The sequence below is a fragment of the Methylobacterium sp. GXS13 genome, from assembly GCF_001455965.1.
GTDB lineage: Bacteria > Pseudomonadota > Alphaproteobacteria > Rhizobiales > Beijerinckiaceae > Methylobacterium.
In genome coordinates this window covers 117,538-128,476 of the sequence record NZ_LKKO01000058.1, presented here as the reverse complement: position 1 = coordinate 128,476, position 10,939 = coordinate 117,538, and the positions used below count along the sequence as shown (strand labels likewise).

General features: G+C 68.1%; 12 protein-coding genes. 2 read left to right on the top strand and 10 right to left on the bottom strand.

Annotated features, from left to right (window positions below):
• Positions 1-134 precede the first annotated feature (134 nt).
• From AO398_RS20435 to AO398_RS20410, 6 genes are all read right to left on the bottom strand, one after another.
• Positions 135-1,589 carry a pilus assembly protein TadG-related protein gene (locus AO398_RS20435; protein WP_058194023.1) on the bottom strand — a complete coding sequence of 485 codons (1,455 nt, stop codon included), beginning with the start codon at positions 1,587-1,589 and terminating at the stop codon, positions 135-137.
• Positions 1,574-2,281, bottom strand: a complete 708-nt coding sequence (locus AO398_RS20430) for a TadE/TadG family type IV pilus assembly protein (RefSeq protein ID WP_058194022.1) — start codon at positions 2,279-2,281, stop codon at positions 1,574-1,576. The genes AO398_RS20435 and AO398_RS20430 overlap by 16 nt, the downstream gene beginning before the upstream one ends.
• Positions 2,281-2,826 carry a TadE/TadG family type IV pilus assembly protein gene (locus AO398_RS20425; RefSeq protein WP_058194021.1) on the bottom strand — a complete coding sequence of 182 codons (546 nt, stop codon included), beginning with the start codon at positions 2,824-2,826 and terminating at the stop codon, positions 2,281-2,283. Before AO398_RS20425 ends, AO398_RS20430 begins: the two co-directional genes overlap by 1 nt.
• 252 nt (positions 2,827-3,078) lie before the next feature.
• Positions 3,079-3,867 carry a flagellar type III secretion system pore protein FliP gene (gene fliP / locus AO398_RS20420; RefSeq protein ID WP_058194112.1) on the bottom strand — a complete coding sequence of 263 codons (789 nt, stop codon included), beginning with the start codon at positions 3,865-3,867 and terminating at the stop codon, positions 3,079-3,081.
• Between the two features lie 17 nt (positions 3,868-3,884).
• Positions 3,885-4,940, bottom strand: a complete 1,056-nt coding sequence (locus AO398_RS20415) for a flippase-like domain-containing protein (RefSeq protein ID WP_058194020.1) — start codon at positions 4,938-4,940, stop codon at positions 3,885-3,887.
• Between the two features lie 63 nt (positions 4,941-5,003).
• Positions 5,004-5,450, bottom strand: a complete 447-nt coding sequence (locus tag AO398_RS20410) for a hypothetical protein (RefSeq protein WP_244498833.1) — start codon at positions 5,448-5,450, stop codon at positions 5,004-5,006.
• Between the two features lie 185 nt (positions 5,451-5,635).
• Here AO398_RS20410 and AO398_RS20405 point away from each other — a divergent pair, with 185 nt between their 5' ends.
• Both AO398_RS20405 and AO398_RS20400 read left to right on the top strand, forming a co-directional pair.
• Positions 5,636-6,949, top strand: a complete 1,314-nt coding sequence (locus tag AO398_RS20405; protein ID WP_058194018.1) for a hypothetical protein — start codon at positions 5,636-5,638, stop codon at positions 6,947-6,949.
• 102 nt (positions 6,950-7,051) lie between these two features.
• A complete protein-coding gene (locus AO398_RS20400; protein ID WP_058194017.1) occupies positions 7,052-7,333 on the top strand; it encodes a hypothetical protein in 282 nt (93 codons plus the stop codon).
• 159 nt (positions 7,334-7,492) lie between these two features.
• Here the strand turns inward: AO398_RS20400 and AO398_RS20395 are convergent, their stop codons facing one another.
• The 4 genes from AO398_RS20395 to AO398_RS20380 form a co-directional block, all read right to left on the bottom strand.
• Positions 7,493-8,854: a sigma-54 dependent transcriptional regulator gene (locus AO398_RS20395; protein WP_058194016.1), complete on the bottom strand. Its 1,362-nt coding sequence runs from the start codon at positions 8,852-8,854 to the stop codon at positions 7,493-7,495.
• Positions 8,855-8,936: 82 nt separating this feature from the next.
• Complete coding sequence (gene fliN / locus AO398_RS20390) at positions 8,937-9,269, bottom strand: flagellar motor switch protein FliN (protein WP_058194015.1); 333 nt, start codon at positions 9,267-9,269, stop codon at positions 8,937-8,939.
• A 9-nt stretch (positions 9,270-9,278) separates the two neighbouring features.
• On the bottom strand, positions 9,279-9,890 hold the full coding sequence (locus tag AO398_RS20385) for a FliH/SctL family protein (protein WP_058194014.1): 612 nt from the start codon (positions 9,888-9,890) through the stop codon (positions 9,279-9,281).
• Positions 9,887-10,933, bottom strand: coding sequence for a flagellar motor switch protein FliG (locus AO398_RS20380; RefSeq protein ID WP_058194013.1), 1,047 nt, complete (start codon positions 10,931-10,933; stop codon positions 9,887-9,889). Before AO398_RS20380 ends, AO398_RS20385 begins: the two co-directional genes overlap by 4 nt.
• Positions 10,934-10,939 lie beyond the last annotated feature (6 nt).

Genomic DNA, 10,939 nt, shown 5'->3' with positions numbered 1-10,939 from the left:
TTCCGGGCCTCGATCGCCCCACGCCGTCATTGCAAGCGCTGCGAAGCAATCCCGTGCGGCGCGCGATCCCCGACCATGGCTGTTGCTTCGCTACGCTCGCAATGACGGTGCGGGCGACGTGAAAAAATCGGCCGTCACTGCGTCAGCCGCGCGACCTGGAGCGCCTGATCGAACATCGCGGTGAGCGAACTCTTGATGTCGTCCGGGCTATTGGCCGTATAGAAATATCCCGGCGAGGCACAGCTTTGCAGAGGGGTCGCCAGGGTTGGGCTGAAGGCGTTCACCTTCTTGTTCTCGGCGGCGACGGTCCCGCCGTAATCCGTGAAGGTGATGATGTTGTAGGGGATGTACAGGATCGAGATCGTCGCCCCGGCCGTCTTGAGGGCCGTGCAGAGCGACGGGTCGATCTGTGCCGGCGTCGACCCGTCGAAATTGCCGGCGGCGTAGCCCGGGAAGCTCGATGGATTGCCAGGATAATAATATTTGCCGTTCTTGGTGATGGAATAGTGCTGCCCGTTCTGCATCCCGTCCGTCACCAGGAAGACGAACGGCTTGCGTGCGCCGATGCCGGAACCGTCCCCGAACCCACCGGCATTGGTGATGGTGCTCTTCATTTGAGGCAGGACGACCTCGAAATGCGTGCCGCCGGAGCCTGTGCCGGTGCTCGGATCGCCCCCCGTCGAGAGCTGCGTCGTACCGGTGTCGAGCAGCTTGGTCAGGGCCAGTGGATAGGGCGCGGTGTTGGCGCAGTCGGCCGCGGTGTTCAGCGTCGCGATACTGCTGTTGATGTCGGCCAGCGTGCCCATCTGGTTGATGAACGGATACAGGCCGACGCGGTACTGGCTCGTCACCGTCGGGTTGGCGGCCCGTTGAATCAGCGAGCAGACGGCCGTGTTCAACGCATCCGAGCGCAGCTGGATCTTGCCGGCGGCCAGGGTCCAGCCGTTGTTGTTCGGGTAGTGGCAGGCGAACTGGCAACCCTGCTTGTAGTCGGAGTTCAGGTCGTTGTTCTTGGCGGCAAGCTGGGTCATCCCGGCCGTCGTCGCGGGCAGGCCCATCGAGCCCGACACGTCCAAGAGCAGGTAGAAATCGAGATAGCTCGCCAGATCCGCGGACGCCGTGACCGTATTGGCGAAGGTCGTCGTCGGCGTCCGGAAGATCTGCCCGAAATTGTTCTTCACCGTGGCGCTGTAGACGACCGTCGACCTGAGCGTTTGGCGGGTCCGCACCAGCTGCGGTGTTTGGAGCTGCACCTGCGCGAACGGCACCGTGCCGGCATTGACCGTGAAGGCGTTGGTCGCCTGGGCGATGCCGGCCGCGATGGCGTTGGCGGTGACGTTCGCCTCGCCCGGGTTGGCGGCGATATAGGCCTTGGCGGTCGCCACCGCGGCGATGGCGGCGGCATCCGCGGCTGCGTCGAGCTTCGCCTTGTCGGTGATCGCCACGCCGTAATCGACCCCGTAGCCGAGCAGGCCGACCATGGGCAGCAGGCTCAAGGCGAACAGGATCGTCACGTTGCCGGAGCGCGCGCCAGACAGGAGCGCCGCCCGGGCGACGAGGCGGCGTGCGCGGTTCAGAAACCCGGGCATTTCACGGCGATCCCATCGTTGCCGGTCGTATCGAAATTGACCAGCGCGGCGTAGCGCGGCTGCACGTACATCGAGCGGGCGATCCGCACGGCGGGGATGAACCGCGCGCCGAAGGTCGGCCGAAAATTGAAGACCACGTCGACCGCGACGATCGAGCCCGGCCCGAAGACCGAGCGCGGCAGCGTCGTCCGGTTGGGCGGGGTGGTATCGGCCGCGGGAAGCTGCGGGACTTTGCAGGGGCGATAATTGCCGCCGGTGGTCCCCGAACTCGTCCATGCGACGGCGGCCGTATAGCAGGCGCTCAAGTCGCCGCCCGTGCAATTCGACGACGTCCGGGTGAACGCGACGGCGGCGTAGGTGATGGCGATGTCCTGCCACCATTGCAAACCCTGTCGCGGCGCGTCCTTCAGCAGGTACGGGAACAGGACCAGGGTCGAATCGTAGCTGAAATGCAGGTCGGCAGCGGTGACGGTCGCCACGGTGGAGCCCGAGGGGGGCATCGCCTGGGAGATCATCTGGCTGATCGACTGGGCGATCAGCCCGACCTTGCGGCTGGCGTCGATGTACGTGACCAGTTGGATCCCGCCGAGCATCAGGATCAGCAGCACCGGCAGGATTAGGGCGAATTCGATCACCGAGGCTGCGCGCGTGTCGCCGAGGAAGCGCGTCGCCGAGGGCAAACGGTCTGCCATCAGAACAGCTCATTGCGGAACGCCGCGGTCGAGATCGCCAGGTAGGCCGGGGCGCCATTGAAGGTCGTGGCGCCGCCAAGCATCGACGCGTAGGCAGAGGGCAGGAAGGTGATCGGATAGATCACCAACAGATACTGAAACTGCCCGCGGGTGCCGAGCCTGTACTGGCCGGTGCTCGGCGTGAGCGGCGGGATGATTAGGCCGCTGAGGTCGGATCTCACGTATGCGTAGTAACCGCCGGGCGACGTTCCGGTCGGAACCACGGACAGGTTGACGACGAGATTGCTGCATTTCAAGGCCGCCGGCAGGTGGCTGCACAGCGAAGCCTTGAATCCGGCTTGATCGAGGGCATTCCTCTGGGCCGCGCCGGTGAGGATCTGCCGGGCCGCCCGTGTCGTAGCAAAATCGAGAGATTGATTTATATACAGTATCGTGCCGACTGCCATGATCAGCAAAAATGTAAGAATAGACAGTATCGAGACGAGCGTGAATTCGACCGCTGCGGCCCCTTTCCGATCGCGAACAAAAGCGTGCATGAAAAACATGCGCCCTGCTAGCGAGAGATTACTAAATCCAAGTTAAAAACGTCTTCAGGACTCTAGAGACTTAACTTGGTGAATCTAGGGGCGTAACCAGTCTGATCGGCTTAGGCGGGTGCCTCTAGGCCATCGTCTCACTGCGCATTCTTTCGACGCATCTCTGGGCACTTCGGCGGGGGGCGCTTTCGAGCATGTTTTGAGCGCGTCGACTTGGGGCCCGCCCCGCGATCCTTGCCCAGTCTGCACTTCGGCGATGCTCTATCCGCCGTAGCTCTGGACCAGCGATCCGGCCACCAGGGTCCAGCCATCGACCAGCACGAAGAAGATGAGCTTGAAGGGCAGAGCGACGGTGGCGGGCGGCACCATCATCATGCCCACCGCCATCAGCACCGAGGCGACCACAAGGTCGATGATCAGGAACGGGATGAACAGCAGGAACCCGATCTCGAAGGCGCGGCGCAGCTCCGAGATCATGAAGGCCGGGGTCACGATCTCCAGACCGACATCCTCTGGGCCCTTCGGCACCGGTACCTTGGCGAGATCGAGGAACAGCTTCAGGTCCTTCTCGCGCACGTTCTTCAGCATGAACGTCTTGAACGGCGCCGATGCCCGCTCGAAAGCCTGCGCCTGGGTGATTCGCCCGGCCACCAGAGGCTCGATCCCGGCGCTGTAGGCGGCGCGCCCGGTGGGGGCCATCACGAAGGCGGTGAGGAACAGCGCGAGACTGACGATCACAGCGGTCGGCGGCGCCGTCTGGGTACCCAGCGCCGAGCGCAGGATCGACAGCACGACGACGATCCGGGTGAAGGCGGTGGCCATCACCAGGACCGAGGGCGCCACCGCCAGGACGGTGATCAGCGCAACGAGCTGAAGTGCCCGCTCGGTGGTGCCGCCCGCGCCGAGATCGACGCTGAGGCTCTGGGCCAGGGCCGGTCCGGCGGCCAGCGAAGCGCCGGCCAGCCCGGCGAGGATCGAGACGCGGATTCTTGGGACTGAACGCGGTTTCGCGCCGCCGGTCGGAGCGTCGGCCTTCGAGGTCACGGGCATCGCGGTCACAGGCGGTCTCAGGTGGGGGTGGCCGGGCGCACGCCCGTGCGTCGCGCCTCGAGATTCTGCCAGATCAGCAGTGCCGGCAGCCCGAGCACGACATCGGGGATCCGGCGGGCGAGGGAGAGCGCGATCGCGGTGCCGGCATCGATTCCGAACAGGCCGCAGACCAGGACGAGGCCGCCTTCCTGGACGCCGAGCCCGCTTGGAACCAGGAAGGCCGCGGCCTTGATCGCCTGGCTGAGCGCCTCGATCACCAGGACCTCGGACAGGCTGATGTTGTCGACGCCGATGCAGGTCAGCACGACCGCCACCTCGGCGGCGCCGAGCAGCCAGGCCAGGGCATGGAGGGCGAAGGATTGGGCCAGACGGCCGCGCCGCTCTGCCGCCCAGACCGCGTCGAGCGCCCCCTGGATCCGTGGGGCCGGCTCGGGACGTGCTTCGGTCTCGCGCACGAATCGCCGGCCCAGAGCCGCGACGCGATCTTCGAGCACGCGCACGATCCCTGTACGCTGAAGCGCGAAGAAGGCCGCCACCGCGAGTCCCGCCACCGCGAGAGTCCGCAGCGTCCAATGCGCCAGCTCGGCGGCGGCCGGACCCTCGACCTGGCTCAGCAGACCGGCGCCGAGCCCGGCAAACAGCGCCAGCGTGCCGACCTGGAACAGCATGTCGGCCAGCACGGAGGCCGCCGCCAGGGTGCCGGTCACACCCCAGAAGGTCAGGAGCCGGGCGCCGAGCACGTCGCCGCCGACCGAGGCCACCGGCAGCAGCACGTTGATGCCCTCGCGCACGAAGCGCAAAATCAGGCAGGCCGAGGCCGGGGCGGGCGACAGGCCGTCCAAGATGCGCGCCCAGGCGAGGCCGCAGACCACCACGACCAGCGCCCGGACCAGCGTGACGCCGGCAAAGCCCACGAATCCGATCCGTCCGAACGCCGCGGCCACTGCGGAGAGATCGTTGGTCGCCACGAGCCAGATCGCGAGGCCGAGGCCGATCAAGGTGCCGATCAGGGGCAGCCGACGCAGCACGGCGAGGCCGATGCGCCGCATCGGGGAGGCGCGGTCGCCGCTCACGGCCGGACCGTGGGGGATGTGCGCCGAATGGCGGGCAAGGGGGAGCGCTCCAGGTTGCGCCAGTCAAGCATCCGGCGGCGATTCGGCAGGTGGCACCGCCGCTAGGGGGGTATTGGGGCCGAATTCGGGGGCGCGCCGCCGCGGCAGCACGGGGCGGAGCACGGCCGCGAGGGCGTCCTGAGACGCTGCATCGGGATTGAGCAGGACGATGCGGCCCTCTGCCAGGCTCGCGCCCGTGGCCACCGCCACCGCGCGTTTCGGACACGGCCCGAGGCAGCCCGACTCGACGATGCAGAGTTTGGTCCGCCCGGTGAGCGCGCCATCCTTGACGGCCTGCTTGGCGGCCCCCTTCAGCAGCGCCCGCACCGCGCGCGGGCGCAGGCCCTGGCGCTTGGCGCATTTGGAGCACACCACCACGACCTCCGCGAGCTTGGTCTTGGCAGACTTCGTCCGGGCCGGGCGGCCGGCGGGGCGGTCTCCGGGTTCGCGGGCGACAGGGGGGCGTGTCATCATCGGGAGATTGTACGGCGCGATACCGGGGCCGGCTACGTTGCCCGTCGCCGCGGTGCGGCGGCGCCGGGGGGCGGTGCCTTAAAAAGGGCCGAAAAGAACGGGATTCCGATCGCTGCGCACGGGCCGTCCTCCGGCCGGTTTCGCGGTGGCGGATCCGGCGCAGACCCAGGAACAGTGAGCGGATGAGCTTCGACGACGTCAAGGACGACACGCGCGAAAGCGAGCTCGTGACGTTCGCCCCATCGACGATGACCGAGCTGCGCCACGGCGCGGAGACGATCCGTCCGGTGCCGGAGAAGCGCGGCGCCCGGGCCCTGGTGGCCGCGGCGCGGGAGCGCCTCGACTGGACCCGCCTGCCCGGCCTCGGCCGGCGCCGGGAGGACACGTCGAGCTACGGGGCGCGGGTCATTCGCCGCGTCGGCCTGTTCGTGCTGCTGCCGACCCTGGTGGTCGGCCTGTACCTGTTCGTCTTCGCATCCAATCAGTACATTGCCGAGGCGCAGTTCACGGTGCGCGGCAACGTCGAGCCGATGGAGAACATTTCCCTCGGCCAGTACACGAACCTGATTCAGAAGCATAACAGCCAGGACAGCTTTATCGTCCGCGACTTCATCGAGAGCCAGACGCTGGTCGAGGCTCTTGAGAAGAGCATCGGCATCTCGAAGATGTTCTCCCGGCCCGAGGCGGATTTCTGGGCCCGGTTCGATCCGAGCGACCCGATCGAGGACCTCACCAAGTATTGGCGCAAGCACGTCGATGCGCATATCGACTCGATCTCGGGCGTGATCCGCCTGTCGGTGCGCGCCTTCACTCCGCAGGACGCGCTGACCATCGCCCGCGAGGTGGTGAGCCGATCCGAGGCGCTGATCAACGACATCTCGAAGCGCGCCCAGGCCGACATGGTCAAGCAGGCGCAGGCGGACGCGACGGTGGCGCAGGAGCGCCTGAGCAAGGCCCATCTCGCGTTGCAGAGCTTTCGCAACCAGTGGGGCGTGATCGACCCGATCAAGACCGCCGAGGGAACGCTGACCACGCTCACGCTTCTGCGCAAGGAGAAGCTCAAGCTCGAGACCGATCTTCAGGTCCTGCGCGGCTCGAACCTGGATGAGCGCTCGCGCTCGATCCAGACGCTGGCCTCCAACGTCGCGGCCATCGACCAGCAGATGAAGGTTCTGCAGGACGAGCTGACCAATGCCGGACGGGCCGCGGGGGGCGGCACCAACCTGACCGAGGCGCTGCTCCAGTACGAGGGCCTATTGGTCGAGCGGACCATCGCCGAGAAGCTCGAGGAATCGGCGAACATGCTGCTGGACCGGGCCCGGATCTCGGCGAGCAAGCAGCACATCTTCCTGGCCACCTTCGTGCCGCCGGTGCTGCCGACAGACAGCCTCTATCCCGAGCGGGGCCATAGCCTGATCGTGGCGTTCTTCTGCTTCTTCGTGCTCTGGAGCTCGTCCTCGCTCCTGATCGCCGGCATCCGCGACCAGCGGATGTGAGCCGGCACCGCGGGGTCTGGATCCCGCGGCGTACGGTCTGTAGAGGGGAGACGGCCCGGCATCCCGGGCCTCCCCCGATCGATGAGCGAAGTCTAACGGTCCATGTCGGATTTCTCCGATCTCGTCGCGAAGGCGATCCAGCCCTCGATGAACCGGGCGGAGCGCGAGGCGGTCTACACGGTCGTGCGGCAGGCCGTGCTCCGCCTCCAGGAGCGCGAAGCGCTGCCCCCGGACGACCCGCGCGTCGCGCTTCAGCGCCACCTCGTCGAAGAGACGATCCGCGACGTCGAGGGCGACGTCGCCCGCTACGAATCCCTGCGCAAGCTCGACGCCGCCTTCGCGGCCCAGAATGAGGCCAATAAGGCCGCGCGCGAGGGGCGGTGACGGGGCCGCGGCTCGGAACGTTCTGCTGGTTTCGTCATCGCGAGCGCAGCGAAGCGACCCAGGGCGGCGCGCGATCCCCGGAGGTGGCGTTTCTCTAGGTTGCTTCGCTGCGCTCGCAATGACGGTGATAGCCGCTGCAAGCCCTCCTGATATCCTGCCCTACCCGTAGGCCGCGCTCGCCCGGACGGCGCCGGGCTCGGCCACGTCGAGGCCGGCCGAGACGTACTCGTTGAGCTTGTTGCGCAGCGTGCGGATTGAGATGCCGAGGATCTTGGCCGCGTGGGTCCGGTTGCCGAGGCAATGGTCGAGGGTGTCGAGGATCAGGTCGCACTCGACCTGCGCCACGGTCCGGCCGACCAGGCCGCGGGTAGCGGCTTCGGCGGCCTGGACGGCACGGCCGGCCGGACCCGCCGTGGCGATCGCCTCGCCGTCCGGGGACAGGATCGCGTCGGGGCCGATCTCGGGGCCGGAGGCCAGCAGCACCGCCCGGTGCAGGGTGTTCTCGAGCTCGCGCACGTTGCCGCGCCAGGGATTCTTCACCACCAGCGCCCGCGCCTCGGCGCTGAGCGGGCGGGCCGGGACGCCGTTCACCTCGGCGTATTTCCGGGCGAAGTGAGCGGCGAGCTCCAGGATGTCGGCCGGCCGGTCGCGCAGGGCCGGCAGCTTCAGCGAGACGACGTTGAGCCGGTAGAACAGGTCCTCGCGGAACGTGCCCTTGCGGACCTCCTCCATCAGGTTGCGGTTCGAGGTCGCGAGCACGCGGATGTCGACCCGCACCGGGGCGGTGCCGCCGACCCGGTCGATCACCCGCTCCTGCAGGGCGCGCAGCAGCTTCGACTGCAGGCGCACATCCATCTCGGATATCTCGTCGAGCAGCAGGGTGCCGCCATTGGCCTCTTCGAACCGGCCGATTCGCCGGGCGACCGCGCCGGTGAACGCGCCCTTCTCGTGTCCGAACAGCTCGGATTCGAGCAGGGCCTCGGGGATCGCCGCGCAATTGACCGAGACGAACGGCTTGCCGGCCCGGTTCGACTTGAGGTGGACATGGCGGGCCAGCACCTCCTTGCCGGTGCCGCTCTCGCCGGTGATCAGCACCGAAGCCTCGGAGGGGGCGACCTGCTCGGCCAGCTTGACCACCCGTTCCATCGACGGGTCACGCCAGACGAAGGCCGCGCGGTCGGAGGCGACCGCCTCCAGCACTGCGGCGATCAGCTCGGGATCGGGCGGGAGCGGGATGTACTCCTTGGCTCCGGCCCGGATCGCCGCGACCGCGGTCTGGGCGTCGGCCGAGACGCCGCAGGCCACGACCGGGGTGCGGATGCGCTCGGCCTCCAGGGCGTCGACGAGGTCGCGCACCGCCAGCGACACGTCGATCATGATCAGGTCGGCGCCCTTGGCGCGCAGGACGTTGAGGCCCTGCGGGATCGCGTCCGCCTGCGTCACCGAGGCGCCGCGCCGCATCGCGATCTTGGAGGCGGTGATCAGCTCGCCGTTGAGCCGCCCGATCATCAGGAGCCGCATGGTTCGTCCCTCTCAAATGTCGTGGCGTGAGGTGCAAGCCGCCTCGCAAGGCGGCGGTCTCCCGCGCAAAGTCCCAAAACAATCATTCGCCCTTGACGATCTCGGTCATCGTCACCCCGAGCCGGTCCTCGACGAGGACGACCTCGCCGCGGGCGACGAGCCGGTTGTTGACGAACACGTCGATCGCCTCGCCGACCTTCCGGTCGAGTTCGAGCACCGCGCCGGGGGCGAGCCGGAGCAGGTCGCCGATCGGCATCCGCGAGGAGCCGAGCACCGCCGAGACCATCACGGGCACGTCGAACAGCTGCTCCAGGTCGGCGGCCGTCTTCGGGGTGGTGGGCGTGTCGCGGATCGAGCCCGCGGCGTAGTCGGGATCGGTGTCGCCGAGCTGGGGCAGGCTGAAATCGTCGGACATCCGGGCTCCTTAGGCGGTCGGGGGCAGGCCGAGGGCGTCGGCGACGGCGGCCTCGATGCGGGCGCGCTCCCGCACGATGCCGCCGTCGGCCCATTCGATGCGGGCATCGCCCGCCTGCATGTCGGGGTCGCCCAGCACGACGAGGCGGCCCTCGTAGCCGCGCTCGCGAGCGAGCTTCTTCACCAGCGCCTCGGCGTCCTCGACGAGGCCGTCATGCACGCGCACCACGAGATGCGGCACGCCGCGCAGGTGCTGGAGCGCCGTGCGGGCGGCCTCGCCGATGCTGGCCAGCGGGGCGGCGTCGAGGGCGTCGCCGGCGACCTTCCGGGCGATCAGGACCGCAACCTCGACCGCCTGCGCCTCGCGCTCGGCATCATGGGCGTCGGCCCGGGCGAGGAGCGCGGTGGCGGCCTGGGCCAGGTGGCTCAGGGCGGTGGCGAGCCGGCCCTGGATCTGAGCCTCGGCTTGGATCAGGCCCTCCTGCACGCCGCTGGCATGCGCCTCCATCTCCGCGCGGGCCGCCGCCTCGGCCGCGGCCCGGGCCGCCGCGCTCGGGCGCGGGCTGCGGAAGTCCGTCTCGAAGAGGAACGGCTTCGCGGTCCGGGGCGACGAGGCGTTCAATAGACCAGCTCCTCCTCGGCGCTGTTCTTGGCGATCATGATCTCGCCCTTCTCGGCGAGGTCCTTGGCGATCTCGGTCATTTTCGTCTGCGCCTCATCGACCTCCTTGAGGCGGACCGGGCCCAGCGAGGCCATCTCGTCCGTGAGGTTCTTGGCGGCGCGGGTCGACATCTGCCTCATGAAGAAGGCCCGGGTCGGCTCGTTGGCGCCCTTGAGCGCCCGACACAGGGTCTCGCCGTCGATCGAGCGCATCAGGGTCTGGACGCTGCCCGGATCGAGCTTCAGCAGGTCCTCGAAGGTGAACATCAGTTCGCGGATGCGCTTGGCGGAGCCGCGGTTGGCCTGATCGAGGGCGGCCAGGAAGCGGCCCTCCGTCTGGCGGTCGAAGGCGTTGAACACGTCCGCCATCATCTCGTGGGCGTCGCGGCGCTGGGTCTGGGCGATGGTCGAGACGAACTCGACCCGCAGGGTCTCCTCGATGTGGCGCAGGGCCTCCTTCTGCACCGTCTCCATGCGGAGCATCCGGTTCAGGACGTCGATAGCGAATTCCTCGGGCAGGATGGTAAGCACCTTGGCGGCGTAGTCGGCCCGCACCCGGGACAGCACCACCGCCACGGTCTGCGGGTACTCGTTGCGCAGGAACGAGGCCAGGATCTCGGGATCGACCTGGGCGATCGAAGCCCAGACGCGCTTGCCCGAGGCGCCCTTGATCTCGGCCATGATCAGGGAGACCTGATCGCTGGGGAAGATCTTCAGGAGCAGCGCCTCGGTGCGCTCGAAGTTCGACGAGATGCCGCCGCTGTTGCTGAGCTTCGTGACGAACTCGATGATCAGCTTCTCGACGGTGGCGACCTCCAGCGTGCCGAGCTGGACCATCGCGTGGCTGACCTTCTTGACCTCGTCCTCCTCGAGCATCTGCCAGATGGGGGCGCCCTCGGCCTCGCCGAGCATCAGCAGCAGCGCGGCCGCGCGCTGCGGGCCGGGCATGGTCGCGAAGGCGTCGCCGCCCGCTTCCGCCAGAGAATTTGCCAGACCTGCCGCCATCGTGCG